The organism is Microbacterium sp. ARD31 (assembly GCF_031844425.1).
Map to the genome: position 1 here is coordinate 142,170 of NZ_JAUZVE010000012.1, position 24,937 is coordinate 167,106.

General features: G+C 71.2%; 24 protein-coding genes. 7 read left to right on the forward strand and 17 right to left on the reverse strand.

Annotated elements, in window-relative coordinates; translation table 11 throughout:
- Positions 1–9: 9 nt before the first annotated feature.
- Positions 10–1,557: an SPFH domain-containing protein gene (locus Q9S36_RS25145; RefSeq protein ID WP_311287566.1), complete on the forward strand. Its 1,548-nt coding sequence runs from the start codon at positions 10–12 to the stop codon at positions 1,555–1,557.
- Between the two features lie 85 nt (positions 1,558–1,642).
- Complete coding sequence (locus Q9S36_RS25150; RefSeq protein ID WP_311287567.1) at positions 1,643–3,499, forward strand: ABC-F family ATP-binding cassette domain-containing protein; 1,857 nt, start codon at positions 1,643–1,645, stop codon at positions 3,497–3,499.
- 27 nt (positions 3,500–3,526) lie between these two features.
- On the opposite strand, the gene Q9S36_RS25155 is transcribed toward Q9S36_RS25150, so the two are convergent.
- Positions 3,527–4,012, reverse strand: coding sequence for a MarR family transcriptional regulator (locus Q9S36_RS25155; protein WP_311287568.1), 486 nt, complete (start codon positions 4,010–4,012; stop codon positions 3,527–3,529).
- A 186-nt stretch (positions 4,013–4,198) separates the two neighbouring features.
- On the opposite strand from Q9S36_RS25155, the gene Q9S36_RS25160 reads away from it, so the two are divergent.
- The 4 genes from Q9S36_RS25160 to Q9S36_RS25175 are packed head-to-tail and all read left to right on the forward strand — an operon-like array spanning position 4,199 to position 6,460.
- Positions 4,199–4,999 carry a trans-aconitate 2-methyltransferase gene (locus Q9S36_RS25160; RefSeq protein WP_311287569.1) on the forward strand — a complete coding sequence of 267 codons (801 nt, stop codon included), beginning with the start codon at positions 4,199–4,201 and terminating at the stop codon, positions 4,997–4,999.
- Complete coding sequence (locus tag Q9S36_RS25165) at positions 4,999–5,385, forward strand: VOC family protein (protein WP_311287570.1); 387 nt, start codon at positions 4,999–5,001, stop codon at positions 5,383–5,385. The genes Q9S36_RS25160 and Q9S36_RS25165 overlap by 1 nt, the downstream gene beginning before the upstream one ends.
- A gap of 13 nt (positions 5,386–5,398) precedes the next feature.
- Complete coding sequence (locus tag Q9S36_RS25170) at positions 5,399–5,974, forward strand: AAA family ATPase (RefSeq protein WP_311287571.1); 576 nt, start codon at positions 5,399–5,401, stop codon at positions 5,972–5,974.
- 9 nt (positions 5,975–5,983) lie between these two features.
- A complete protein-coding gene (locus Q9S36_RS25175; RefSeq protein ID WP_311287572.1) occupies positions 5,984–6,460 on the forward strand; it encodes a hotdog fold domain-containing protein in 477 nt (158 codons plus the stop codon).
- On the opposite strand, the gene Q9S36_RS25180 is transcribed toward Q9S36_RS25175, so the two are convergent.
- The 6 genes from Q9S36_RS25180 to Q9S36_RS25205 all read right to left on the reverse strand — a co-directional run bounded on the left by Q9S36_RS25180 (position 6,457) and on the right by Q9S36_RS25205 (position 11,823).
- Positions 6,457–7,323 carry an amino acid ABC transporter permease gene (locus tag Q9S36_RS25180; RefSeq protein WP_311287573.1) on the reverse strand — a complete coding sequence of 289 codons (867 nt, stop codon included), beginning with the start codon at positions 7,321–7,323 and terminating at the stop codon, positions 6,457–6,459. The two genes, Q9S36_RS25175 and Q9S36_RS25180, sit on opposite strands and share 4 nt — an antisense overlap.
- A gap of 67 nt (positions 7,324–7,390) precedes the next feature.
- Positions 7,391–8,080, reverse strand: coding sequence for an amino acid ABC transporter permease (locus tag Q9S36_RS25185; RefSeq protein ID WP_311287574.1), 690 nt, complete (start codon positions 8,078–8,080; stop codon positions 7,391–7,393).
- A 78-nt stretch (positions 8,081–8,158) separates the two neighbouring features.
- Positions 8,159–9,049, reverse strand: a complete 891-nt coding sequence (locus Q9S36_RS25190) for a glutamate ABC transporter substrate-binding protein (RefSeq protein ID WP_311287575.1) — start codon at positions 9,047–9,049, stop codon at positions 8,159–8,161.
- An 82-nt stretch (positions 9,050–9,131) separates the two neighbouring features.
- Positions 9,132–9,908 (reverse strand): amino acid ABC transporter ATP-binding protein, encoded by a 777-nt coding sequence (locus Q9S36_RS25195; protein ID WP_311287576.1) that lies wholly within the window; start codon positions 9,906–9,908, stop codon positions 9,132–9,134.
- 102 nt (positions 9,909–10,010) lie between these two features.
- Entirely contained in the window at positions 10,011–10,535 is a 525-nt protein-coding gene (locus Q9S36_RS25200; protein ID WP_311287577.1) for a 2'-5' RNA ligase family protein, read from the reverse strand.
- Between the two features lie 37 nt (positions 10,536–10,572).
- Positions 10,573–11,823 (reverse strand): glycoside hydrolase family 16 protein, encoded by a 1,251-nt coding sequence (locus tag Q9S36_RS25205; protein ID WP_311287578.1) that lies wholly within the window; start codon positions 11,821–11,823, stop codon positions 10,573–10,575.
- A gap of 265 nt (positions 11,824–12,088) precedes the next feature.
- On the opposite strand from Q9S36_RS25205, the gene miaB reads away from it, so the two are divergent.
- Positions 12,089–13,591 carry a tRNA (N6-isopentenyl adenosine(37)-C2)-methylthiotransferase MiaB gene (miaB, locus tag Q9S36_RS25210; RefSeq protein WP_311287579.1) on the forward strand — a complete coding sequence of 501 codons (1,503 nt, stop codon included), beginning with the start codon at positions 12,089–12,091 and terminating at the stop codon, positions 13,589–13,591.
- A gap of 64 nt (positions 13,592–13,655) precedes the next feature.
- On the opposite strand, the gene Q9S36_RS25215 is transcribed toward miaB, so the two are convergent.
- From Q9S36_RS25215 to Q9S36_RS25260, 10 genes are all read right to left on the reverse strand, one after another.
- A complete protein-coding gene (locus Q9S36_RS25215) occupies positions 13,656–15,944 on the reverse strand; it encodes a PQQ-dependent sugar dehydrogenase (protein WP_311287580.1) in 2,289 nt (762 codons plus the stop codon).
- A gap of 111 nt (positions 15,945–16,055) precedes the next feature.
- Positions 16,056–16,742, reverse strand: coding sequence for a hypothetical protein (locus Q9S36_RS25220; protein ID WP_311287581.1), 687 nt, complete (start codon positions 16,740–16,742; stop codon positions 16,056–16,058).
- Positions 16,743–16,802: 60 nt separating this feature from the next.
- Complete coding sequence (locus Q9S36_RS25225; RefSeq protein WP_396653844.1) at positions 16,803–17,657, reverse strand: sugar phosphate isomerase/epimerase family protein; 855 nt, start codon at positions 17,655–17,657, stop codon at positions 16,803–16,805.
- Between the two features lie 47 nt (positions 17,658–17,704).
- Positions 17,705–18,883 carry a dihydrodipicolinate synthase family protein gene (locus tag Q9S36_RS25230; protein WP_311287582.1) on the reverse strand — a complete coding sequence of 393 codons (1,179 nt, stop codon included), beginning with the start codon at positions 18,881–18,883 and terminating at the stop codon, positions 17,705–17,707.
- Positions 18,880–20,019 carry a Gfo/Idh/MocA family oxidoreductase gene (locus Q9S36_RS25235; RefSeq protein ID WP_311287583.1) on the reverse strand — a complete coding sequence of 380 codons (1,140 nt, stop codon included), beginning with the start codon at positions 20,017–20,019 and terminating at the stop codon, positions 18,880–18,882. Before Q9S36_RS25235 ends, Q9S36_RS25230 begins: the two co-directional genes overlap by 4 nt.
- Positions 20,020–20,090: 71 nt before the next feature.
- Positions 20,091–20,864 (reverse strand): ABC transporter ATP-binding protein, encoded by a 774-nt coding sequence (locus Q9S36_RS25240; protein ID WP_311287584.1) that lies wholly within the window; start codon positions 20,862–20,864, stop codon positions 20,091–20,093.
- Positions 20,854–21,621, reverse strand: coding sequence for an ABC transporter ATP-binding protein (locus Q9S36_RS25245; protein ID WP_311287585.1), 768 nt, complete (start codon positions 21,619–21,621; stop codon positions 20,854–20,856). The genes Q9S36_RS25240 and Q9S36_RS25245 overlap by 11 nt, the downstream gene beginning before the upstream one ends.
- Positions 21,618–22,766, reverse strand: a complete 1,149-nt coding sequence (locus Q9S36_RS25250; RefSeq protein ID WP_311287586.1) for a branched-chain amino acid ABC transporter permease — start codon at positions 22,764–22,766, stop codon at positions 21,618–21,620. Before Q9S36_RS25250 ends, Q9S36_RS25245 begins: the two co-directional genes overlap by 4 nt.
- Positions 22,767–22,770: 4 nt before the next feature.
- On the reverse strand, positions 22,771–23,649 hold the full coding sequence (locus Q9S36_RS25255) for a branched-chain amino acid ABC transporter permease (RefSeq protein ID WP_311287587.1): 879 nt from the start codon (positions 23,647–23,649) through the stop codon (positions 22,771–22,773).
- Positions 23,650–23,695: 46 nt separating this feature from the next.
- Positions 23,696–24,925 (reverse strand): amino acid ABC transporter substrate-binding protein, encoded by a 1,230-nt coding sequence (locus Q9S36_RS25260; RefSeq protein WP_311287588.1) that lies wholly within the window; start codon positions 24,923–24,925, stop codon positions 23,696–23,698.
- Positions 24,926–24,937 lie beyond the last annotated feature (12 nt).

The following is a 24,937-nucleotide window of genomic DNA, read 5'->3' on the forward strand; positions in this document are numbered from 1 at the left end:
GGAGCCCGCATGTTCGGTCTGTCCCCGGTCGTCACGTCAGTGATCGGCCTCGTCGTCCTCCTGGTGCTGCTGGCGCTGCTGGTGACCACCCGCTACAAGGTCGCCGGTCCCAACGAGTCGTTCATCATCACCGGCCGCAAGGGCAAGGGGGAGGTGCGCAACCCGGAGACCGGTGAGATCTCCACCGACCTGTCCGGGCAGAAGGTCGTCATGGGTGGCGGCGTGTTCGTCATCCCGTTCGTGCAGCGGCTCGCCACCCTCGACCTCTCCTCGCGCCGCATCTCGGTGCAGATCCGGGGCGCGGTCTCGGGCCAGGGCATCAAGCTCAACCTCGACGGCGTCGCGCTCGTCAAGGTCGGCGGCAACGAGGACTCCATCCGCGCGGCTGCGCAGCGCTTCCTGGCCCAGCAGCAGGAGATCGAGACCTTCACCCAGGAGGTGCTCGCCGGTGCGCTGCGCTCCATCGTCGGCTCGATGTCGGTCGAGCAGATCATCCGCGACCGCGCCGCCTTCGCCCAGCGCGTCGCCGAGGAGTCCGAGTCGTCGCTGACCGGCCAGGGCCTGGTCCTCGACACCTTCCAGATCCAGGACATCACCGACGACGGCTCCTACCTGGCCGACCTCGGCCGCCCCGAGGCCGCCAAGCTCAACCAGCTCGCGTCCATCGCCGAGGCGAACGCCCGCCAGGCGGCTGAGCAGGCGCGCATCGCCGCCGAGCAGGAGATCGCGATCACCCAGCGCGCCCTCGCCCTCAAGAGCGCGGAGATCAAGGCCGAGACCGACGCGGCCAACGCCCAGGCCTCGGCCGCGGGCCCGCTGGCCCAGGCCGACCGGGACCAGGCGATCCTGCTCGAGCAGGAGAAGGTCGCCGTGCGCCAGGCCGCGCTCAAGGAGCGCCAGCTCGACACCGAGGTCCGCAAGCCCGCCGACGCCGAGCGCTACCGCGTCGAGACCGAGGCGCAGGGCCGCCGCAACTCCCAGATCCTTGAGGCCGAGGCGCGCAAGGCGGCGTCGATCGCCAACGCCGAGGCCGAGGCCGAGAAGGCCCGCCTGACCGGTGAGGGCGAGAAGTCGCGCCGCTCCGCGCTCGCCGAGGCGGAGGCCATCGAGGGCGCCAAGCGGGGTGAGGCCGAGAAGGCCCGCCGCGTCGCGGAGGCCGACGCGACCCGGGCCGAGGGCGAGGCGTCCGCCGCCGCGATCCTCGCCGCGGGCCAGGCCGAGGCCGAGGCGATGGACAAGAAGGCCGCCGCGTTCGCGGGCTACAACGAGGCCGCCGTCCTCCAGATGCTGATCGAGGTCATGCCCAAGGTCGCCGCCGAGCTGGCCCGACCGATGACCGGCATCGACAAGCTGACCGTGATCTCCGCCGACGGCGCCGGCGAGCTGCCGCGCCAGGTCACCAACAACCTCGTGCAGACCATGGAGCTGCTGAAGTCCACGACCGGCCTCGACGTCGAGCAGCTGATCCAGAAGTACGCCAGCAACGGCGCCGCGCCGACCCACGGCGAGGTCGTACCAGCAGCCACCGCCGACGGTCCGCAGCCGACGGCTCCCTGACCGGCTCCGCCCCGCACGGCACCGCGCCGGGCGGGCGTACGCCGACGCGCCCGCGCTGGGGCGCACCTGAGAGGATCGCCCGGTCATGGCGAACCTCATCAACCTCGAGCGGGTCTCGAAGTCCTACGGCGTCCGGCCGCTGCTCGACGACGTCTCCCTCGGCATCTCGCTGGGGGAGCGGGTCGGCATCGTCGGGCGCAACGGCGACGGCAAGACCACGCTGCTCGAGGTGATGACGGGGATCGAGGAGCCCGACTCCGGCCGCGTCTCACGCACCCGCGGCGTGGAGATCGGCTACCTACACCAGGGCGACGAGCTCGTCGACAGCCACACCGTCCGCGAGGCGGTGCTGGGCGGTCGCGCCGACCACGAGTGGGCGGCCGACCCGACCACCCGCCAGGTCGTGGAGGAGCTGCTGGCCGGCGTCACGCTGGACCGGGCCGTGGTGGGCCTCTCCGGCGGCGAGCGCCGCCGCTGCGCGCTGGCCGCGCTGCTGCTCTCCCGGCACGACCTCATCGTGCTCGACGAGCCCACCAACCACCTCGACGTCGAGGCCGTCGCCTGGCTCGCCTCGCACCTCGTCAGCCTGCCCAGCGCGCTGATCGTGGTGACCCACGACCGCTGGTTCCTCGACGCGGTCTGCCAGACCACGTGGGAGGTCCACGACGGCGCGGTGGACTCCTACGAGGGCGGCTACGCGGCGTACGTCCTGGCGAAGGCCGAGCGGCAGCGCCAGGCCGCGGCGAGCGAGACCCGCCGGCAGAACCTCGCCCGCAAGGAGCTGGCGTGGCTGCGGCGCGGCGCCCCGGCGCGGACGTCGAAGCCGAAGTTCCGCATCGAGGCGGCCAACGCGCTCATCGACGACGTGCCGCCGCCGCGCGACCGGATGGAGCTGCAGCGCTTCGCCAGCCAGCGGCTCGGCAAGGACGTCATCGACGTCGAGGACGTCGACCTCTCGCGTGGCGACCGCAAGCTCCTCGACCACGCCACCTGGCGGATCGGTCCGGGCGACCGCATCGGCATCGTGGGCGTCAACGGCGCGGGCAAGACCTCGCTGCTCTCCCTGATCTCCGGCGCGCTGCCGCCCGACGTCGGCCGTGTCAGGCGCGGCCGCACGGTGGAGATGCAGCACCTCACGCAGGCCCTCGACGAGATCGACCCCGAGGGTCGGGTGCTGCCGACCGTCGAGTCGATCCGCCGGGTCACGCGCACGCTCGACGGCCAGGAGGTCTCCGCGACGTCGATGCTCGAGCGGTTCGGCTTCACCGGCGACCGGCTCACCGCACGGCTCGGCGACCTCTCCGGAGGTGAGCGCCGCCGCTTCCAGCTCCTCAAGCTGCTGCTCAGCGAGCCCAACGTGCTGCTGCTCGACGAGCCCACCAACGACCTCGACATCGACACCCTCAACGTCCTCGAGGACTTCCTCGACACCTGGCCCGGGACGCTCGTCGTGGTCTCGCACGACCGCTACTTCCTCGAGCGCGTCACCGACTCCGTGTGGGCGCTGCTCGGCGACGGCCAGGTCTCGATGCTGCCGCGGGGCGTCGACGAGTACCTCGAGCGGCGGGCAAGCGAGCAGGCGGCCGCGAGGAACGAGCGGCCGGCGTCGCGAGAGCAGGTTGAGCGAGCTCCGCGACCGAGGGGCGAGGTCGCGACGAGCGCGTCGAAACCCGGTCAGCCGAACGCCGACGTCAGCCACGGCTCTGGAACCAAGGCGCGCCCCGGGTCGGCCGAGGACCGCGCCGCCCGCAAGGTGCTGGCCAGGGTCGAGAAGCAGCTCGAGCGCATCGCCGTACGCGAGGCGGAGCTGCACGCCGAGATGGAGGCGAACCTCAGCGACTACGACCTGCTCGCCCGGGTCGGCGCGCAGCTCGGTGATCTGGCGGCGGAGAAGGACGAGCTGGAGCTGGAGTGGCTCGAGGCCTCGGAGGTCGTCGAGTAGGTCGTCGAGCAGGTCGTCGAGTCGGCGTCAGCTGAAGGGCGCGAGCAACGAGCGCAGCAGGCCGGCGAGCTGGGTGCGCTGCTTGTCGTTGAGGTCGGCGAGCAGGTCGGCCTCGGCGGCGAGCAGCGCCTCGAAGGCGCCGTCGACCGCGGCCTTGCCCTCGGCGGTCAGGCGCACGAGCACGCCACGGCGGTCGCGCGGGTCGGGGAGCCGCTCGACGAGTCCGCGGCCGGTCAACCGGTCGACGCGGTTGGTCATCGTGCCGCTGGTCACCAGGGTCTCGCGCAGCAGCCGACCGGGAGAGAGCTCGTACGGCGCCCCTGCGCGACGCAGCGCGGCCAGCACGTCGAACTCCCACGACTCGATGCCGTGCGCGGTGAAGGCGTCGCGCCGGGCGAGGTCGAGGTGGCGGGCCAGTCGGCTGATCCGCGAGAACACCTCGACGGGAGCGAGGTCCAGGTCGCCGCGCTCGCGGCCCCACGCCTCGACCAGGTCGTCCACCTCGTCGCGCATGACGACATCCTGCCAGACGACCGATCCGGTCGAGAATCTTGACATCGAGATGGTTGGGGGCGAGGGTAGATATCTCGACATCAAGACACATCCTGGGTTAGTCCAGTGACAATCTGTCGTCAGGACGGCTTTTCGACGACCGTCCGTCACTGGACCACCACCGAGGCCGCGAGGAGGACGACGACCATGACGCACACCTGGGACCCCGACCGCTACCTCGCGTACGCCGACGAGCGCGGGCGGCCGTTCGTCGACCTGCTCGCGCGGGTGCACGCTGAGAAGCCGCACACGGTCGTCGACCTCGGCTGCGGCCCCGGCAACCTCACCGCCCTGCTCGTCGACCGCTGGCCCGGGGCCGACGTCACCGGCATCGACAGCAGCCCGGACATGATCGCGGCCGCCAGCGCGATCGAGGGCGTCTCGTGGGAGGTCGCGGACCTCCGCACGTGGGCCGAGCCCGACCCCCTCGCCCTCCGCGCGCCCGTCGACGTGCTCGTCTCCAACGCGACGCTGCAGTGGGTCCCCGAGCACCTCGACCTGCTGCCGGGGCTCCTCGACCGCGTCGCGCCGGGCGGCTGGTTCGCCTTCCAGGTCCCCGGCAACTTCGACGAGCCGAGCCACACCGCGCGCACCGAGCTCGCGGCGCGCGAGCCGTACGCCGCCCACGTCCGCGACGCCCGGGTGCCGACCAGCCACGGCCCGGCCGACTACGCCCGGGTGCTGCTCGACCTCGGCTGCGAGGTCGACGCGTGGGAGACGACGTACCTCCACGTCCTCACCGGCGAGGACCCCGTCTTCCGGTGGGTCTCCGGGACGGGCGCGCGCCCGACGCTGCAGGCGCTCCCCGACGACCTCCGGCCGGACTTCGAGGAGGAGTTCAAGGCGCTGCTGCGCGAGGCCTATCCCGCCGACTCCGCAGGTCGCGTCATCCTGCCCTTCCGCCGCATCTTCGTGGTGGCGCAGAAGCCCGACCTGGTGCGGGTCTGATGCGCCTCCACCACGTCCAGGTCGCCTGCCCGCCCGCCGGCGAGGACGGCGCGCGCCGGTTCTACGCCGAGGGGCTCGCGATGACCGAGGTCGAGAAGCCGGCCGACCTGGCCGCGCGCGGCGGCGCGTGGTTCCGGGCGTACGACGACGCCGGTGCGGTCGCCGCCGAGCTGCACGTCGGGGTCGAGGACCCGTTCGCCCCTGCCCGCAAGGCACACCCGGCATTCGTCGTCGACGACGCGGCCGTGCTCGACGAGACCGCCGGGCGGCTGCGTCGCCTCGGCTTCGAGGTGGATGTGAGCCAGCGCGACACCTTCTCCGGGCACGTGCGGTTCCACGCCTTCGACGCACACGGAAACCGGGTCGAGGTGCTCGCCCCGCGCTGACTAGCATCCGCGCATGCGCCTGCTGCTGGTCCTCGGCCCGCCCGCCGTCGGGAAGATGACGGTCGGACGCGCGATCGCCGACCGGTCGGGCTTCCGGCTGTTCCACAACCACCACAGCATCGAGCTGCTGCTCGACGTCTTCGACTACGGCACGCCCCCGTTCCGCACCCTCAACACCGAGATCCGCCGGCGCGTCATCGAGGAGGCGGCCGCGGCCGGCACCGACCTCGTCTTCACCTTCGTGATGGGGATGGACGAGCAGGACGAGGCCGACTACCTCGAGCGCCTCGCGGAGCCGTACGGCGACCGGGTCGCGGTCGTCGAGCTGGTCGCCGACCTCGACACCCGGCTGGCCCGCAACCGCACCGAGCACCGGCTGGCCGAGAAGAAGTCGAAGCGCGACGTGGAGTGGTCCGACGCCAACGTGCGCGAGCTCGAGGCCGGCTACCGGATGACCTCGGAGCCGGGCCGGGACGCGCCGGGCGAGCGGCTGCTCGGGCGGTGGCCGCACCTCCTCGTCGACAACACCGACCTCTCCGCCGGCGAGGTGGCGGAGAGGGTGCTGGCCTGGCTGGTTACTCACGAGTAATGTCGGGGCATGCCTGCCGTCCTCGACCTCTGGAAGAAGTCCTCCTCGCTGCCCGTCGGCGGTGACCGGCTCTTCTCGTTCCTGTTCAGCCAGAAGGCGCCCTACTTCGGCTCCGTCCGCCCGCGGTTCACCGTCATCGAGCCGAACCACGCCGAGCTCGTCATCACCAAGCGGCGCCGGGTGCACAACCACATCAAGACGGTGCACGCGATCGCGCTGTGCAACGGCCTCGAGGCGGCGATGGGAGCGCTGGCCGAGTCGACCATCCCGCGCGACCGCCGTTGGATCCCCAAGGGGATGGAGGTCGCCTACACGGCCAAGGCCGACTCCGACGTCACCTGCATCGCCGAGACCGACCCGGGTCAGTGGACCGCCGAGCTCGGGGACGGCTACGACCTGCCCGTGCGCGTGCGCGGCGTGCGCGCGGACGGCACGGTCGTGGTTGAGGGCGAGATCCGGCTCTGGATCAGCCCGCGCAAGGCCTAGGGGATGGTCGTCCGGTCGGACTGCGCCTCGCCCACCATCGGGACGTCGAGCACCTTCTTCTCCCCGACGAACTTGCGCTGCACCCACGTCGCGAGCAGCGTCAGGAGCAGGTTCACCACGACGTAGATCGCGGTGATCACGATGATCGTCGGCACGTGGTTGCCGAACTGCTGGTAGATCGGCTTGGCGATGCGGGTGAGGCCGAGACCGGCGATGGCGTAGCCGAGGCTGGTGTCCTTGAGGGCCACCACCATCTGGCTGATGATCGCCGGGATCATGATCTTCACGGCCTGCGGGAGCAGCACGATCGTCATCACCTGCGTCTTGCGCATGCCGATGGCGTACGCCGCCTCGGCCTGACCCCGCGGCACGGCGTTGATGCCCGCGCGGAAGACCTCGGCCAGCACGGCGCCGTTGTAGAGGGTGAGGGCCATGACGACGGACCAGTAGGTCCGTCGGCTGAGCTCGTCGACGCCGCCGAAGACGGCGTAGAAGCAGAAGATCATCAGCATGATGACCGGGACGGCCCGGAAGAACTCGACGACCAGCCAGCAGGGCCAGCGGACCCACCGGTGGTCGGAGAGCTTGCCGACGCCGAACAGGACGCCGAAGACCAGGGCGCCGATGACCGCGCTGAAGGCCATCTGCAGGGTGATCAGCAGGCCGTCGACGATGATGGCCTCGATGTAGCGCGGCGTGAGGAACGGCTCCCACTTGTCGTACTCGAGCTGCCCGGTCTCGTTGAGGCGCCACACGACCCAGGCGGCGAGCGCGACGAGTGCCACGGCGGTGAGGACGCCGTACGTGCGGTGGCGGGCGCGGGTGGCGGGCCCGGGGGTGTCGAAGAGGACTCCGGCGCTCATGCGGGGTCCCTGCGGCATTGTTCGGAGGAGCGCAGCGGGGGAGAAGAATGTCGTGGGGTGTTCATGATCAGGCCACCTTCCAACGGCGCTCGAGCATCGAGGCGAAGAACGAGACGACCTCGACGAGGATGATGTAGCCGAGGGCGAAGCAGATGAAGATGCCCCAGCGCTGGTCGGCGTAGTCGTTGGTGAAGCCCTTCATCCGGCCGACCGCCTCGATCACGCCGAAGACACCGGCGACCGAGGTGTTCTTGAGCAGCGCGATCAGCGTGCTGGCGAGCGGCGGCACCGATGCGCGGAAGGCCTGCGGCAGCACGACCTGGCTCATCACGCCGGCGAAGGGCAGGCCGATCGCGCGTGCGGCCTCGGCCTGGCCCAGCGGGACGGCGTTGACGCCGGCCCGGATCGCCTCGCAGATGAAGGCGGCGGTGTAGAGGCTGAGCGCCGCGACGGCGGCGCTGAAGAACGAGGTGAAGTCGAAGGGGCCGATGTGGATGTCGACCCAGGTGAAGCGCAGGAAGTCGAAGATCTTGCCCGCCCCGAGCTGGAAGAACAGGAAGATCATGACGAGCGGGGTGTTGCGGACGAGGGTGACGTACGCGGTGCCGAAGCCGCGCAGGACCGAGACCGGTCCGACGCGCATCGCGGCCAGGACGGTGCCCAGCACGAGGGACAGCACGGCCGAGACCAGGAACAGGAAGATCGTGTATCCGAAGGCCCTCAGCACGAGGTCGACGTTGTCCAGGACGGCGTTCACGCCACTCCTCTCAGGTGGGGTGCTCCCCGCCGGGCCGGCCGTCGCCGGCCGACCCGGGCAGGGAGCAGGTGGCGCGGACTACTCGCAGGGGTCCATCTCGGGGAGCTCGGGCACCTCGACGCCCGAGGGGCCGAGGGTGGCGTTGAACGCCTCCTCGTAGGTGCCGTCCTCGTAGGCCTCGGTGATCGTGTCCACGATCCACTGGCACATCTCGGGGTAGTCCTTGGAGTAGCCGACGCCGATGCGCTCCTCGGAGAACTCGTCGCCGACGACCTTCAGCTCGCCCTCGTTCTGCGCGGCGTAGCCGGCGAGGATCGTGCCGTCGGTGGTCATCGCCTGCACGGTGCCGTCGAGGACCTTCTCCACGCACTCGGAGTAGGTGTCGAATCCGACCGGCTTGGCGCCCTCGGCCTCGATGTTGTCCAGCGACGTCGACCCGGTCACCGAGCAGACCTCCTCGCCCTTGACGTCGGCGACGGACTCGACGTCGCTGTCGGCCTTGACCAGCAGCTGCTGGCCGGTGACGAGGTAGGGGCCGGCCTGGCCGACGACCTGCCGGCGCTCGTCGGTGATGGAGTACGACGCCAGCACGAGGTCGACGGTGCCGTCCTCGAGGAACGGCTCGCGGTTGTCGGAGATGGTCTCGACGTAGTCGACCTTCGAGGTGTCCTCGGGGTCGATGCCGAGGCTGGCGACGAGCACCTTGGCCATCTCGACGTCGAAGCCGGTCGGGATGTCGGAGGCGGCGTCCTTGAAGCCGAGCCCGGGCTGGTCGTACTTCACGCCCACCTTGATGGTGCCGGCGTCGGCCAGCTCCTTCATGCGGGTGCCGTCCTCGAACTCGGAGCCGGCGTCCTCCGCGACGTCGACGTCCGGTCCTTCGCTGTCCTCGCCGGCGTCACCGCAGGCGGCCAGTGACAGGGCCAACCCCGCCGCGGCGACCAGCGCCTTGGTCCTGGTGAATCTCATCCTTGCTCTCCTTCGTGTGGCGGCCCGAGGCCGACGGTGGGTTCCTGGGGATGGAGTGGTGATGTCCCGAGACGGTGGGTCCTCAGTGCTTGAGGATCTTGCCGAGGAAGTCCTGCGCGCGCTCCGAGCGCGGGTTGGTGAAGAACTCCTCGGGGGTGTTCTCCTCGACGATCGCGCCGTCGGCCATGAACACGACGCGGTCGGCGGCGGTGCGGGCGAAGCCCATCTCGTGGGTCACCACGACCATGGTCATGCCCTGCTGGGCGAGGTCGACCATGACGTCGAGGACCTCCTTGATCATCTCCGGGTCGAGGGCGGAGGTGGGCTCGTCGAAGAGCATCACCTTCGGCTCCATGGCCAGGGCGCGCGCGATGGCCACGCGCTGCTGCTGGCCGCCGGAGAGCTGCGCGGGGTACTTCTCGGCCTGGTGCCCGACGCCGACGCGGTCGAGGAGCTCGCGCGCCTTCTTCTCGGCCGCGTCCTTCTTCATGCCGCGCACCTTGATCGGGCCGAGGGTGACGTTCTCGAGGATCGTCTTGTGCGCGAAGAGGTTGAAGCTCTGGAACACCATGCCCACCTCGGCGCGCAGCGAGGCGAGGGCCTTGCCCTCCTGCGGGAGCGGCTGGCCGTCGAGGGTGATCGTGCCCTCGTCGATCGTCTCGAGACGGTTGATCGTGCGGCACAGCGTGGACTTGCCGGACCCCGACGGGCCGATCACCACGACGACCTCGCCGCGAGCCACGGACAGCTCGATGTCCTTGAGGGCGTGGAGCTGCCCGAAGTGCTTCTGGACGCCGCTCAGCACGACGAGGGGCTCGCCCCGGCCGGCGCTGACGGGGCGCGATTCCTGCGCGGTCATAGGCGCAACCTATAGGCACGTGGACCGGTTGGGCCATCGGCCCTGGCCCGTACGGGCCATCACGAAGTGGTGACGATTCGAAGCGACGTGCGGGGTGCGCGCTCAGTCCGGACGGGCGGGTCCCGGCCCGGCGAGGGTGCCTACGACGCCCGCGTCGGGGTCCCAGCGGCGCAGCGTGTCCAGCCGCAGCACGACGTCCGCGTGGCCGAGCACGGCCAGCGCGGCGGGCGCCTCGGACCGCGGGATGCGGCGACCCAGGGTGACGTGCGGCAGCCAGCCCGGGTGTTGCACGTCGGCGACGTCGCGCCGCAGGTCGAGCACCGCGCGGGCCAGCGCGTCGGGCACGTCGACCAGCCGGGCCACCGTCACCCGCGAGCCGCCGAGGAGCGCGACCCCGGCGACCCTGACCTCGACGGGGAGCAGCGGGGCCAGCAGCGCGAGCGCGCGCTCGTCGTCCGCCGGGCCGAGCACGGGCGCCGCGACGAGGGTCAGGTGGGGGCCGTTGGTGGTGCCGCGGTGGTCGAGCTGGGAGGGGAGCCCGGCGTCGCGCAGCGCCTGCCAGTCACGTCGTACCGACTCGTCGCCGGCGACGTCCGGCAGCAGCTCGAGGGCGTGCAGGCGCGGCATGCCGCGAGCCTAGGGCGCGGCCGGAACTCGGTGCTGGTCAGGCGGCCTTGCGTCCGCGGGTGACCCGGGCGGACTCGCGCGAGGTGGCGTCGAAGACCCGCACCCAGTCGACCTGGGCGGTGTCGCCGAGCTCGTCGGACGTCAGCTCGCCGAGCTCGTAGTCGGACGTGAGGTTGGAGAGCACGAGGTACTGCATGGTCTGCGACACCGCCTGGGTCTCGCGGTAGTACTCGCGACCGTCGACGCGGAAGATGTACTCCTCCGGGGTCCACTCGACCGAGAACACGTGGAACTCGTCCCACCAGTTGCGACGGCTGCTGGTCAGCGCGTTGCGGGTGGACCGGAAGAAGTTGCCGTAGCTGATCTTGTCCCAGTTGGCCTCGTAGTAGTGGACGTGCGAGCCGATGGTCTCGGTGCCGCGCCCGGTCTCGCCGAAGAACTCCATCACGTCGATCTCGGTGCCGGCGGCGGGGACGCCGTCGGTGTACTTGGTGCCGCTCGGCAGCAGCCAGAAGCCGGAGTGCATGCCCTTGGCGCGCTGCGGCTTGATGCGGGCGGCGACGATGCCGTGCTGGAAGAAGCGGGTGTGCTCCGTGGCGACCTGGCTGTTGAGCAGGTACGGGCTGGTGCCCGAGGTGCGCGGCGTCGTGTAGCTGCACGGCAGGCCGAGGCGCGCCGGGTCGGCGGCGATGCCGAGCTGCAGCACGCCACCGCCGACGCGGCGGGCGGCGGGGTCGACGCGGGCGCAGGTGCGCGGGGCGTAGACGCTCTCGTGCTCGCGCTTCTGGTCGTTCCAGACGGTGGTGTCGAGGGTGGTGCCGGAGAAGGTGTCCTCGAACTCCGGCGTCCATCGCGAGGTGGTCACCGAGCCGGACGTCCAGGTGCGGCCGCCCGCGGTGGAGGACGCGCGGTAGGTGCCGGAGCCGGGCGTGAAGGCGGCGGAGCCCCAGGCGTCCTCGGTCGCGGTGGCGACGACCTTCCAGCCGTTGCGCACGCGCTTCTCGAGGACGACCTTCTGGCCCGGGCTGGCCGGCGCGAACGTCGCGACCAGCGTGGCGTCGTCCGACGGCGCCGCGGGGGAGGTGCCCGGCTGCACGATCGGGGGCAGCGAGGCCAGGGTGGCGGTGACGGTGGCGCCCTTGGCGCGCTTCTTCGCCTGGGTCGCGGCGGCGTGGGCACCGGTGGGGAGCAGGGTCAGCAACAGCGCGGTAACAACCACGGCGAAGGCGCCGGTGCGCGCGCGCCGAGCGGTGGTCGAGCGGTCCAAGCTGTTCGTGAGCTGATGCATCCGTGCACTCCCCGGTGACCGGCGACACAGGTGAGACCACGTCCGTGTGGACCTGTGTTACCGCTTTGTTGACTTCTGGAAGCGATCTTGGGCGCCGGGCCTGAGCAAATGTAAGGATTCCGAGCATTAATCCTCCGAATTGCCCACTGGTCTAGTCCGTTCGGACTAGGCGGTCGCCCTGTCGGGGGACCCGAACTCCGTAGGGTCACGGGCCTCCGTGCTCGATTCCTCGCGCCCTCGCGCGCCGCCGTAGGCTGGGTCGGTCATGAGCGCACTCCCCGAAGCCACCGCCCGCACCTACGAGGTGAAGACCCACGGGTGCCAGATGAACGTGCACGACTCGGAGCGGCTGAGCGGCCTGCTCGAGGACGCCGGCTACGTCCGCGCGCACGACGACGAGCAGGCGGACGTCGTGGTGTTCAACACCTGCGCCGTGCGGGAGAACGCCGACAACAAGCTCTACGGCAACCTCGGGCACCTCGCGCCGGTCAAGGCACGCCGGCCGGGCATGCAGATCGCCGTCGGCGGTTGCCTGGCGCAGAAGGACCGCGACACCATCACGAAGAAGGCGCCCTGGGTCGACGTCGTCTTCGGCACCCACAACATCGGCTCGCTGCCGGTGCTCCTCGAGCGGGCACGGGTGCAGGAGGAGGCCCAGGTCGAGATCCTGGAGTCCCTGTCGGTCTTCCCGTCCACGCTGCCGACCAAGCGCGAGTCGGCGTACGCCGCCTGGGTGTCGATCTCGGTCGGGTGCAACAACACCTGCACCTTCTGCATCGTCCCCTCGCTGCGCGGCAAGGAGAAGGACCGCCGACCGGGCGAGGTCCTCGCCGAGGTCTCCGCCCTGGTGGCGGAGGGCGTCACCGAGATCACCCTGCTCGGGCAGAACGTCAACGCCTACGGCGTGGAGTTCGGTGACCGCCAGGCCTTCTCCAAGCTGCTGCGCGCGTGCGGGGAGATCGAGGGCCTCGAGCGGGTGCGCTTCACCTCGCCCCACCCGGCCGAGTTCACCGACGACGTCATCGAGGCGATGGCCGAGACGCCCAACGTGATGCCCTCGCTGCACATGCCGCTGCAGTCGGGGTCGGACAAGGTCCTGCGCGACATGCGGCGGTCCTACCGCCAGTCGAAGTACCTCGGGATCATCGAGCGGGTGCGCGCGGCGATCCCCGACGCCGCGATCACGACCGACATCATCGTCGGCTTCCCGGGGGAGACCGAGGAGGACTTCCAGGCCACGCTCGACGTCGTACGAGCCGCGCGGTTCTCGGCCGCCTTCACCTTCCAGTACTCCAAGCGCCCCGGGACCCCCGCCGCCGTCCTCGAGGACCAGGTCCCGGCCGACGTCGTCAAGGACCGCTACCAGCGCCTCGTCGAGGTCGTGGAGGAGATCTCCTGGGCCGAGAACAAGGCGCTCGTCGGCCGCACCGTCGAGCTGATGGTGGCCGAGGGCGAGGGCCGCAAGGACTCCGCGACCCGGCGGCTGTCGGGCCGGGCGCCCGACAACCGGCTCGTGCACTTCGCGGCCGACTTCTCGGCGGTCGACGCCGACTCCGTGCGGCCCGGCGACATGGTGACCGTCGAGATCACCTACGCCGCGCCCCACCACCTCGTCGCCGACGGCCCCGTCCGGTCCGTCCGCCGCACCCGTGCCGGCGACGCCTGGGAGCGCCGTACGTCCGCCCCGCCCGCCACTGCCTCCGTCGGGCTCGGCATGCCGTCGGTCGGCGTCCCCGCCCCGCTCCCGCCCGCGCCGGCCTGCGGCTGAGGCCGACGTGGAAGATCCGGGCCACCAGGTGACCCGGATCCTCCACGATCTGTGAGCACTGGCGTCAGCGCAGCAGGCGCCGGTACTGGCGTGCCACCTCCGACGCGGAGGCCACGTCGTCGAGGAACATCAGCCCGTCCATGCGGCAGTTGCACGGGTTGCGCTCGGTGCCGTCCTGCGGGAAGGAGCCACCGATCTTGATGCCGCGCGGGTTGGTCGGCGAGGTGCCCGTGCCGTCGACCTGCCACGGGTCGTTCGGGTTGGTGTAGAACCCGTCGACCGCCCGGCCGTTGCGGTAGAGCGCCATCGTCCCCCTCGCGTAGTCGAACGTCGCGGCCAGGTGCACCCACTCCCCGTCGGGGAGCAGCTCCTGCCACGGCGCCGAGGCCGCGAAGGTCTGCGACGCGCCCGTGTCGAGGCGCCGTCCCAGCGCCACGAGCTTGAGCTCACCGTTGACCTGGATCAGCTCGAGCAGCGCGCGCACGCCGTGGCCGTCGGAGTTGCCGGACAGGACGCCGGCGAGGCCGATGGCGTTGTAGCCCGGCGTGGGGTTGGTGCCGTCCATCTTGAACCAGCCCATGACGGTGATGCCCTCGGCGCCGGCGAACCGGGACAGCGAGGCCATGCCGTCGGCGTCGTTCTCATAGATGCCGGCCTTCCACGGCGTGCCGGTGGGGGACTCCGCGGCGCTGTGCAGCTGCAGCGCGTTGTTCGAGCCCGGGTAGGCGCCGTCGTCGACGCGCATCTGGTCGCGGCCGTTGACCAGGCGGATCAGCGTCCGGCTCGGGCCCTGGTCCTGCTCGTAGGAGTCGTCCGCGGCGAACGGGTGCTCGAAGTCGTACGACGCCACCACGTCGTCGGCGAGGGCCGGCTCGACGTCCTTGTCGACCGGGGCCCGCTCGGTGTCGACGACCTTCCAGATCTTCCCGTTGGCCTTGGCCAGCAGGTAGAGGCTGCGGTCGGAGTCGGTGCCGAAGCGCAGGTCGACGCGGCCGTCGCCGACGAAGTCGGACATCCGCATCCGGGTGCCCGCGGTGTCGAAGAGCTGGAGCTCGTGGACGGTCGCCTCACGGTCCGACTCGTCGCGCAGGTGGCTGGCGGTCGCGTAGTAGACCTCGCCCTTGACCAGGTCGCCGAAGACGTACTTGCCCTTGAGCCCCGGCAGGTCGCCGCGGTGCACGTGGCCACCGGAGATGGCGTGGCCGGAGTCGGCGTTGCAGCTCCAGTTGGCGGGCGTCTCGTGGGCGTAGGACGCGACGGGGAAGTCGTAGCCCTTCGCGGCCTGCTCCGGGGTCATCGGGTCGAGGCGGCACTGGGTGTCGTTCTGGTAGTCGAGCCTGGACTCGACGTCGGGCCAGCCGAAGTCGTCGCCGGCGTCGACCTCGTAGACGGCCTCGATGGCCCGCTGGCCGATGTGGCCGAGGAACATGTCGTGCTTGCCCTCGGCGTCCCAGCTGAAGCGGTGGGGGTCGCGCATGCCGATGGCCCAGATCTCGCCGAGCGCGCCGGGCTCACCGACCCACGGGTTGGTGTCGGGGATGCCGTAGGCGCCGTTGGGAGCATCGGTGCCGGCCGGGTCGATGCGCAGGATCTTGCCCGACGGGTCGGACAGCTGCTGCGGGATGTCGGTCTCGACGCCGTAGCCGCCGTCGCCGACGGCGAGGTAGAGCAGGCCGTAGTCGTCGTCGCCGGGCTCGGCGGTCGGGTTGAAGTCGATCTGCTGGATGGCGTGGATCTGGCCGGCGAAGCGGTAGCGGAAGAGCTCGCGGCGACTGCCCGAGAACGTGTCGGCCGCCGGGTCGTCGGCCGTCCACTCCGTGACGACGCTCTGGACGCCGTTCGAGCGCAGCGGCTGGCCCGGGTAGGTCTGCGCCCCCGGGGCGGTCGGGTTCTCGGTGTGGGTGGTGTAGAACTTCCCGTTCTCGGCGAACTCGGGGTGGAAGGCCACGAACCCGAAGCCGGAGCCGAGGCCGCGCCAGGCGAGGAACTCGGGGAACTGCGCCTTCACGTCGAGGTAGACAGACGGCTCGCGGTCCTCGAGGAAGTACAGGTTGCCGTTGAGGTCGGGCACGTAGAGCCGGCCGGAGCCGTCGGGCAGCTCGCCGACGTGGTTGATGCGGTTGTGCCGGGTGCCGATGCGGACGTCGGTCCAGGGACCGTTGGGGGTCGAGGCGGGGAGCTGGGCGTACTCCTCGAGCACGAGGCCCAGGGTCGAGGGCTCGGGGTCCGGCGGGATGGGCGGTGCACCGGGGCCGGAGGCCTTGCCCGCGGTGGCCGGGGAGGCCCAGGGGGAGAGGGCCGCTGCCACCAGGGAGGTGGTGACCGCAGCGACCCACCAGGGTGATCTGCGCATGGGGTGTCCCTATCGTTGAGGTGGTTGGAGACAACTGCTGCCGCGGTGTCCTTGGCCGGGACCGTGGCAGCCCTCGTCGGTCCCCGGGATGCGACCGGGGACCGACGGGGATCAGGGGGCGAGGGCGGTGCCGGTCGCGCGGAAGTGCCGCGCGCGGCCGAAGTTGTCGAACGAGCCGAAGCCGACCCGTCCGCCGCTGAAGGTGGTGTCGGTGGCCGTCATGAGCGGCTCGTCGGCGCCGTCGACGTAGACCTCGATCTCGCCCGTGCCGGCGTCGTGGTCCACGCGGACGTCGTGCCAGTCGGCGTCGGTGACCGCCGGCGGAGCACCGACCGAGCCGGTCCACTGGTCGTCGATGCGGCGTCGGTCGGCGTTGTCGACCACGAAGATCCCGTTGTGCGGGTAGATCGTGTTGTCCTGGGAGAAGTGGGCGTAGTAGAAGCGCCTGGGCCCCTGGTAGTTCCAGATCACGACCACGTCGCGGTTGCTGACGGTGACCGACTCGTCGAGCCGGACCTCGGCGCTGATGCTGACGTCCTCCAGGGCCGGGCCCTTGGTGACGATGGCGTACTCGAACGGACGGCGCACGCCGTCGTTGGGGTTGGTGCCCGCCCGCGTCAGCACCAGCTGGTTGCCCTCGTAGGCCCAGAGGTCGTCGGTGAGCGGGTCCCAGTGCTGCGGTGTCGCCGGGGCGACGACACGGACGGTGCGTGGCCCGTCGTGGGCCGACCCGGCGCCGGCGGGCCCGGCGACGAGCGCGGCCGTGAGCAGGGCGGTCGTGATCCTTCTGCGGTGCATGTGCTCCCGTTCCTTTCCGAGGTGAGACTGGGGACGTGCGGTGGGACCGCCGGTCGACTGCTACAGGTGGGGCTCCACGAGCTCGACGTAGCGGCGGGCGAGGGTGTCGACGACCGCGCGGCCGTCGGCGGCCCACACGTCGGCGTTGAAGATCTCGACCTCGACGTCGCCGGTGTAGCCGGCGGCCGCGACGAGGGAGGTGAGCCGGGGGAAGTCGATGTGGCCGTCGCCCATCATCCCGCGCGAGAGCAGCGCGTCGGGCGGCAGCGGGGTGATCCACTCGCACACCTGGTACGACGCGATGCGCGCGCCGGCCCGCGCGATCTGGTCCTCGACACCGGGCTCCCACCACACGTGGAAGGTGTCGACGACGACGCCGACGGCCTCGACGGGCAGCGACTCGACGATGTCGAGCGCCTGGCCGAGGGTGGAGACGACGCCGCGGTCGGCGGCGAAGATCGGGTGCATCGGCTCGATGGCGAGGCGGACGCCCACGTCGAGCGCGTGCGGCACCAGTGCCTCGATCGCCTCGGCGGCCCGCGCGCGGGCGGCTGGGAGGTCGCGGTCGCCGGACGGCAGGCCGCCGGGGACCAGCACGAGGCACGGCGCGCCGAGGGCGGCGGCCTCGTCGAGCGCGCGACGGTTGTCGTCGTGTCGCTCGGCCCGGGAGAGCTCGCCGGCTCCGGTGAAGAAGCCGCCGCGGCACACCGACGAGACCCGCAGCCCCGCCTCGCGCACCCACCGGGCGGCGGTCTCGAGGCCGACCTCGGCGACCGGCTCGCGCCAGGCGCCGATGGCGGGCAGCCCGGCCGCGACGCAGCCGTCGATCGCCTCGCGCAGCCCCCACCGGTCGACCGTCTTCTGGTTCAGCGAGAGGCGGGCCAGCCGGGGGTCGCCGGGTGCGGGCGTCGCCACACGCGCGGGTGCGCCCGAGGGCACGTCGAGGGCGAGGTCGACCGCGGTCACCGGGCCAGCCCCGCTCCGTCGAGCCAGACGCGCATCCGGTGCGCGGCGAGCTCCGGGTCGGGCAGCAGCCGGGCGTCGTTCGCCAGCGAGAAGAGCCGGCCCAGGTGGACCGCGCTGCGCGCGGACTGCAGCCCGCCGACCATGGTGAAGCCGGGCTGGTGGCCGCACAGCCACGACAGGAAGGCGATGCCGGTCTTGTAGTGGTAGGTGGGCGCCTCGAAGACGTGGCGCGACAGCGGCAGCGTCGGCGCCATCTCGGCGTCGTACGTCGCGAGGTCGCCGTCGTCGAGCGCGGTGAGCGCCGCGGAGGCTGCCGGGGCGATCGCCGCGAACGCGCCGAGCAGCGCGTCGGAGTGGTGCGTCCCGTCGCCGCGGATCAGCTCGGGGTAGTTGAAGTCGTCGCCGGTGTAGAGCCGGACGCCCGCCGGCAGCGCCGCCCGGAGCCCGGTCTCGTGCTCGGCCGAGAGCAGCGAGACCTTGACGCCGTCGACCTTGTCGGCGTGCGCGGCGACGAGGTCGAGGAAGGTCGCCGTCGCCGTGTCGACGTCGGTGGAGCCCCAGTAGCCGCGCAGCTGCGGGTCGAACGCCTCGCCCAGCCAGTGCAGGATCACCGGCTCGCGCACCTGCTCGAGGAGCTCGGCGTAGACGGAGAGGTAGTCGTCCGCACCGGCCGCGGCCGCGGCCAGCTGCCGCGAGGCCATGAGGATCACCTGCGAGCCGGTCGACTCGACGAAGGCCACCTGCTCGGCGTACGCCGCCCGGACCTCGTCGAGGGTGGTGGCACCGGGGGCGTGGTCGGTGCCGGCGCCCGACGCGATGCGGGCGTCGTGGTCACGCGCCTGCTCGGCGCTGCGACGCACGAGCTCCTGCACGGCCGGCCAGTCCAGCCCCATGTTGCGCTGGGCGGTGTCCATCGCCTCGGCCACGCCGAAGCCGTAGCGGAACAGCTCGCGCCGGAACGCCAGCGTCGAGTCCCAGTCGACGACCGCCGGCGCGCCGGGCACGTTCTCGCCGCGCGGGTCGGCGACCACGTGCGCGGCGGCGAAGGCGACGCGCTGGTCGTAGGGGTGGGGGTGGGACGTCCACTGCCGCGGCTCGTGCAGCGTGACCGTCTCCCACCCGCCGTCGGCGCGCGGGACGTCGACCGAGACGTCGACGAGGGTCGAGGTGGTCATCGGAGGGTCACCCGGCGACCCTCGCGGGAGGACTGCAGCCCGGCGTCGACCAGCTCGAGGCCGCGCACGCCCGCGGCGAAGTCGTAGCGGTGCGGTCGCCCGGCGTGCACGTCGAGGAGGAACTGCTCCCACTGCGCCCGGAACCCGTTGGAGAACTCCTGGTTGTCGGGGATCTCGCGCCACTGGCCGCGGAAGTCCTCCGTCGTCGGCAGGTCGGGGTTCCACACCGGCATCGGCGTCGACTCCCTCGGCTGGATGCGGCAGTTGAAGAGGCCGGCCACGGCCGAGCCGTGGGTGCCGTCGACCTGGAACTCCACGAGCTCCTTGCGCTCCACGCGCACGGCCCAGGAGGAGTTGACCTGGGCGATGATGCCGCCCGCGAGCTCGAAGATGGCGTACGCCGCGTCGTCCGCCGTGGCGTCGTACCTCTGGCCGTTCTCGTCCCAACGCTCCGGGATGTGGGTCACGGCCTTGGCGGTGACCGCCTCGACCGCGCCGAACAGGTTCTCCAGGACGTAGTTCCAGTGGCAGAACATGTCGAGGACCATCCCGCCGCCGTCCTCGGCGCGGTAGTTCCAGCTCGGGCGCTGCGCCGGGAGGTAGTCGCCCTCGAAGACCCAGTAGCCGAACTCGCCGCGCACCGAGAGGATGCGGCCGAAGAAGCCGGAGTCGACCAGCCGCTTGAGCTTCATCAGGCCCGGCAGGTAGAGCTTGTCGTGCACGACGCCGTTGATGATCCCGCTCTTCTCCGCGGCGTCGACGAGCTCCTGGCCCTCCGCGACGGTCTCGGCGATCGGCTTCTCGGTGAAGACGTGCTTGCCCGCGGCCGCCGCCTTGAGGATCGCCTTCTTGCGCTCGCTGGTGACCTGGGAGTCGAAGTAGATCGGGGCGGGGTCCTCGGCCAGCACGGTGTCGAGGTCGGTCGACCAGTCCGCGATGCCGTGCTGGTCGGCGAGGCGCGCCAGCTTGTCGGCGTTGCGGCCCAGCAGCACCGGCTCCACCTGCAGCCGGGTGCCGTCGGGCATCGGGATGCCGCCGTCGTCGCGGATCGCCAGGATGGAGCGCAGCAGGTGCTGGCGGTATCCCATGCGGCCGGTGACGCCGTTCATCAGGATGCGGTAGGTCGTGTCAGGCATTGGTGTTCCTCACGTCGAGGTCGTCGGTGTCGTCGGGGGTGCGGTGGACGTGCGCCGGGTGGCGGCGTACGTCAGGTGGTGCGCGCGGCGGCCGGCCGGCCGCCGAGGTAGAGCTCGGCCAGCTGCGGGTCGCGCAGCAGCTCGTCGGCCGGGCCGGAGATGTGCACGCGGCCCAGGTCGAGCACGCAGCCGAGGTCGGCGGTCTCGAGCGCGCGCCGGGCGTTCTGCTCGACGAGCAGCACCGCGGTGCCGGCGTCCCGCATCCGCACGACCTGCTCGAAGACCGTGCCGGTGGCCTTGGGGTCCAGGCCCATCGACGGCTCGTCGAGGAGCACGACCCGCGGGCTGACCATCAGCGAGCGGGCGAACTCCACCTGCTTCTGCTGGCCGCCGGACAGTGCGCCGGCGAGGGCGCCCCAGCGCTCGGCGACGACCGGGAACAGCGACTTCACGAAGTCGATGCGGTCGTTGACCTCGCCCTTGTCCTTGACCGTGTAGGCGCCGAGGCGGACGTTCTCCTCGACCGTCATCTCCTTGAAGACGCTGTGGCCCTGCAGGACGTGGGAGAGCCCGGCACCCAGCATCTGCTGGGGCGAGTTCTTCGTGACGTCCTTGCCGGCCACCCGGATGGTGCCCGAGCGGGGGGTGAGCATGCCGCTGGCGACCTTGAGGACGGTCGACTTGCCGGCGCCGTTGGGGCCGACGAGGCACACGACCGTGGCCGAGGGGACCTTCACGGTGAGGCCGCGGAGGACGAGGGCCGCGCGGCCGTAGCCGGCCTCGATGTCGTCGAGCTCGAGGAGGTACTCCTGCTTCGTCTCGGACGTGCTGGCGTCAGATGCCAAGGTAGGCCTCCAGGACTCGGGGGTCGCTCTGCACGACCGTCGGGGTGCCCTCGCAGATGGGGCGGCCGCGGTCGAAGACCACGACGTGGTCGGAGAGGCCCATGACCAGCTCCATGTTGTGCTCGACGACGATGAAGGTCTTGCCCTCGGCGTTGAGCGAGCGGACGAGGTTCGCGATCCGGTCGATGAGGGCCGGGTTCACGCCGCCGGCCGGCTCGTCGAGCATGATCGTCTCGGGGTCGGCCATCAGCACGCCCGCGAGCTCGAGCAGCTTCTGCTGGCCGTAGGAGATGTCGCGCGCCAGCGAGTGCTCGAGGTGCTCGATGCCGACCCTGGCCAGGAGGCCGCGGGCCCGGTCGAGCTCCTCGGGGTTGCGCGCCGAGGAGAGCTGGCGGCGCAGGGACGTCGAGCGGACCGCGACGAGCATGTTCTCCATGACCGTCATCCGCGGGAACACCCGGCACAGCTGGAAGCTGCGGCCGACGCCGGCGCGGGCGATGCGGTGCGGGGCCTTGCCGGTGATGTCGGCGCCGCGATAGCTCACCGTCCCCTCGTCGGGGCGGATCATCCCGGTGACGCAGTTGAAGAACGTCGTCTTGCCCGAGCCGTTGGGTCCGATCAGCGCGTTGACCTTGCCGTGGTGGAACGTCACTGACGCGCCGTCGACGGCGGTGACGCCGCCGAACCTCTTGGTCAGCCCGACGGTCGCGAGGCTGGCGGTCTCCTGCCCGGTGGGGGCGGGTGCGGTCGCCGTCATGAGCGTGCTCCTTCCGTGACGGTGCTGTCGCCGGCCGGGACGTCGGCCCCGGCGTCGGTGCGCGCCTGCTGGTCGGCCTGCGCGGCCTCCGGCCCGGACGTACGCCGCTGCTCGGCGAGCTCGGCCGCGGTGACCTCGCGGATCGAGGCGCGCTGCGGCCGGAAGCGGTCGACGAGGTGGGTGACCGCCGGGATGATCCCGTCGGGCATGAAGAGCACGACGAGGCCGAGCAGCAGGCCCATCGCGACGAGGTGGAACTGCGTGTCGCCGTACTGGTTCTTGAAGTACTCCACCGCGTAGCCCACGATCACCGCGCCGAGCAGCGGGCCGAAGAGGCTGCGGATGCCGCCGAGGAGGCTCATCAGCACCATGTAGGAGCCGACGAGGATGGAGAACTGGAAGATCGGGTCGAGGAAGCCGAACCACAGGGCGTACAGCCCGCCGCCGAGGGCGGTGAAGAACGCCGAGACCACGAACGCGATGAGCTTGTAGGTGAAGGTCGGCACGCCGAGCGCCTGCGCCTTGTCCTCGTCCTCGCGGATCGCCTTGAGGCCGGTGCCGAAGCGGGAGCGGTCGATGAGCCACCACACGAGCAGCGCGACGGCGAGCAGCGCGGCGTGGAGGTAGAAGAACCGCTGGTGCTGCTCGGGTCGGAGCACCTCCGGGCCGAAGGGCCGCGGCACCCGCAGGCCGTTGGAGCCGCCGGTGAAGGAGCCCCAGGACTGGAACACCAGCAGCATGATCAGCACCAGCGCGATCGAGACGATCACGAACGACGCGCCGCGCACCCGCAGGCTGGCGATGCCGATGGGCACCGCGAGCACCGCGACGACGAGCCCGGCGGTCAGCATGGCGAGCCACGGGTTGATGCCGGTGTGGATGACCAGCAGGCCAGTGGCGTACGCGCCGAGACCGGAGTACGCCGCGTGGCCGAGCGAGATGTAGCCGGTGAACCCGCCGACGAAGTTCCACGACGTCGCGAGGACGGCGTAGCTCATGATCACGACGCCCACCGAGAGGATGAACGGGTTCGCGGCGACGGACGGGAACGACAGGACCGCGGCGGCGAGCACGAGGATGCCGACGGCCTTGAGCAGCACGGTGGTCCGGCTGCGGCGGCTGCTGGAGCCCGCGGGCGCGGTCACGGTGTCAGAAACGCTGGGCAAGACGACCTCCGAAGAATCCCTGCGGCCGCACCATCAAGGTGGCGAACAGCGCGATGTAGAAGAACGTCTGGGCCCACGTCGTCCCGAGCGGGATCTGCAGGAGGGCCTGGCCCATGCCGAGGACCATCGCGGCGATCGCCGCGCCGGGGATGCTGCCCAGCCCGCCGACGACGATGATCGCCATCAGGGGCCCGATCCAGTGCCAGTGCAGCGAGGGGTAGAACGTGGAGTCCAGGGCGAGGGCGGTGCCGCCGATCGCGGCGGTGGCGAGCCCGAGCCCGAAGCCGTAGCCGGCGACGCGCTCGGTGTTGATGCCGATGAGGCGTGCGGCCTCCGGGTGCTGGATCGTCGCGCGCAGCGACTGGCCGAACTGCGTCTTCTTCATCAGCACGAAGAGCGCCGCGAGCGAGACGACGGCGAGGCCGAAGGCGATGAGCTTGACCACGGCGATGTTGGCGCCGGCGATCTCGAAGTTGGCGCCGCCGTAGTCGAGGCGGATCCGGCGCTGCGTGCCGCTGAAGACGAAGCCGAGCATCCCCTCGATCACCAGCGCGATCGAGAAGGTCAGCAGCACCGACATCATCGTCAGCGTCGCCGGGCGCAGCCGGCTGATCAGCGCCCGCTGCATGAAGACGCCCATCCCGAAGAAGAGGGGCACCGTCACCAGCAGCGAGAGCAGCGGGTCCAGGCCGGTCTGGTCGGTGAACCACCAGGCGAGGTACGCCGCGAGGATGAGGAACGCCGAGTGGGCGATCATCACGACGCGCATCACGCCGAAGTAGAGGGTGAGGCCCGCTGCCAGGAGGGCGTAGAGCCCTCCCAACAGGATGCCCAGCACCAGGCTTTGCACGAACAGGGACATCGAGTCGCCTAACGGTAGGAGTCGGGTCTGGGGAAGCGGCCGGACGTCACCAGCGGGGCTTCTCCAGGATGAGGTCGGCCTCCTTGGCCTCCTCGGGCAGGACGATGCGGATCTTGCCGTCGACGTACTGCTGGATCAGGTGCGCGCCCTGCGGGCGTCCCTCCGCGTCCCAGGTGAGGGGGCCGACGACGGTCTCGACCTCGTTGTTGCGCAGCCAGTCGATGAGCTCGGACTGGCACTCGGGGTCGGGGCTGGCGCACTCGACGGCCTCGACGGCGGCGGCCACGACCTGGCCGGTGGTCCAGGCGTTGGCCTCGTCCTCGGCGGGCGGGTTGCCGTTCTTCTCGGTGTAGTAGTCGACGAACTCCTTGTTGGTGGGGAACGTCGCCTCGGGCGTGTAGCCGGTGGGGGAGAGGATGCCCTCGGTCTTGTCGCCGATCGCCTCGGGGAACTCGGGATTCGTCGGGGCCGTCGAGAAGGCCGCCATCTTCGGCTGGTAGTTGAGCTGCTGCAGGGCCACGATCATGTTCACCGCGTCCTGGTACTGGGTGCCCCCGACCACCACGTCGGCCTCGCTGTCGGCGATCTTGGCGGCGATCGAGCCGAAGTCGGTGGTGTTGGGCGGGTAGACCTCGTCGACGACGGTCTCCACGCCCATCTCCTCGAGGCGCTCCTTCAGGCCGTAGGCGGTGCCCATCGCGAACGGGTCGTCCATCGCGGCGTACGCCGCGGTCTTGGGCCGCTCCGCCTCGGGCAGGGCCTCGATGGCGTCGGCGAGGTAGTCGTAGTGGTCGTTGGCGATCGCCGGTGCGGCGTAGAAGAGGTTGTCGAAGCCCTGGGTGAAGACCTCCTCGGCGGCGCCGGCGGGCTCGACGAAGAGGAAGCCGTAGTCCTGCGCGACCTGGGCGGCCGGGACGACGAGGCGGGTGGAGAAGGGCCCGAAGACGAGGTCGACCCCGTCCTGGTTGATCAGCTTCTCGTAGTCGGCGGCGACGCGGTCGGCGTTGGACTGGTCGTCGAGGATGGTGAGCTCCACGTCGCGGCCGAGGAGGCCGCCGTTCTCGTTGACGTAGTCGGCCCACGCCTCGTAGCCGCGCTGCACGCCCTTGCCGGGCTCGGAGAAGTCTCCGGTGAGCGGGAGCGAGATGCCGATCTTGATCGGACCGTCCCCCTCCTCGCCGGAGCCGCCGTCGGCGCCGGAGCTCATGCAGCCGGTCAGCGCGAGGCAGGAGGCCAGTGCAAGTCCGGCGAAGCGATAGGGGGTCTTGACCTTCATGTCACTCCTCGT

What these genes read in the sequence shown, in the direction of transcription:
- Q9S36_RS25145 (WP_311287566.1), top strand. Translation starts at nt 10, where the DNA reads ATGTTCGGTCTGTCCCCGGTCGTCACGTCAGTGATCGGCCTCGTCGTC.
- Q9S36_RS25180 (WP_311287573.1), bottom strand. Translation starts at nt 7,323, where the DNA reads ATGAGCGCCGGAGTCCTCTTCGACACCCCCGGGCCCGCCACCCGCGCC.
- Q9S36_RS25255 (WP_311287587.1), bottom strand. Translation starts at nt 23,649, where the DNA reads ATGTCCCTGTTCGTGCAAAGCCTGGTGCTGGGCATCCTGTTGGGAGGG.
- Q9S36_RS25165 (WP_311287570.1), top strand. Translation starts at nt 4,999, where the DNA reads ATGCGCCTCCACCACGTCCAGGTCGCCTGCCCGCCCGCCGGCGAGGAC.
- Q9S36_RS25160 (WP_311287569.1), top strand. Translation starts at nt 4,199, where the DNA reads ATGACGCACACCTGGGACCCCGACCGCTACCTCGCGTACGCCGACGAG.
- Q9S36_RS25220 (WP_311287581.1), bottom strand. Translation starts at nt 16,742, where the DNA reads ATGCACCGCAGAAGGATCACGACCGCCCTGCTCACGGCCGCGCTCGTC.
- Q9S36_RS25245 (WP_311287585.1), bottom strand. Translation starts at nt 21,621, where the DNA reads ATGACGGCGACCGCACCCGCCCCCACCGGGCAGGAGACCGCCAGCCTC.
- Q9S36_RS25260 (WP_311287588.1), bottom strand. Translation starts at nt 24,925, where the DNA reads ATGAAGGTCAAGACCCCCTATCGCTTCGCCGGACTTGCACTGGCCTCC.
- Q9S36_RS25235 (WP_311287583.1), bottom strand. Translation starts at nt 20,019, where the DNA reads ATGCCTGACACGACCTACCGCATCCTGATGAACGGCGTCACCGGCCGC.
- Q9S36_RS25150 (WP_311287567.1), top strand. Translation starts at nt 1,643, where the DNA reads ATGGCGAACCTCATCAACCTCGAGCGGGTCTCGAAGTCCTACGGCGTC.
- Q9S36_RS25215 (WP_311287580.1), bottom strand. Translation starts at nt 15,944, where the DNA reads ATGCGCAGATCACCCTGGTGGGTCGCTGCGGTCACCACCTCCCTGGTG.
- Q9S36_RS25170 (WP_311287571.1), top strand. Translation starts at nt 5,399, where the DNA reads ATGCGCCTGCTGCTGGTCCTCGGCCCGCCCGCCGTCGGGAAGATGACG.
- Q9S36_RS25190 (WP_311287575.1), bottom strand. Translation starts at nt 9,049, where the DNA reads ATGAGATTCACCAGGACCAAGGCGCTGGTCGCCGCGGCGGGGTTGGCC.
- Q9S36_RS25200 (WP_311287577.1), bottom strand. Translation starts at nt 10,535, where the DNA reads ATGCCGCGCCTGCACGCCCTCGAGCTGCTGCCGGACGTCGCCGGCGAC.
- Q9S36_RS25155 (WP_311287568.1), bottom strand. Translation starts at nt 4,012, where the DNA reads ATGCGCGACGAGGTGGACGACCTGGTCGAGGCGTGGGGCCGCGAGCGC.
- Q9S36_RS25195 (WP_311287576.1), bottom strand. Translation starts at nt 9,908, where the DNA reads ATGACCGCGCAGGAATCGCGCCCCGTCAGCGCCGGCCGGGGCGAGCCC.
- Q9S36_RS25205 (WP_311287578.1), bottom strand. Translation starts at nt 11,823, where the DNA reads ATGCATCAGCTCACGAACAGCTTGGACCGCTCGACCACCGCTCGGCGC.
- Q9S36_RS25175 (WP_311287572.1), top strand. Translation starts at nt 5,984, where the DNA reads ATGCCTGCCGTCCTCGACCTCTGGAAGAAGTCCTCCTCGCTGCCCGTC.
- Q9S36_RS25230 (WP_311287582.1), bottom strand. Translation starts at nt 18,883, where the DNA reads ATGACCACCTCGACCCTCGTCGACGTCTCGGTCGACGTCCCGCGCGCC.
- miaB (WP_311287579.1), top strand. Translation starts at nt 12,089, where the DNA reads ATGAGCGCACTCCCCGAAGCCACCGCCCGCACCTACGAGGTGAAGACC.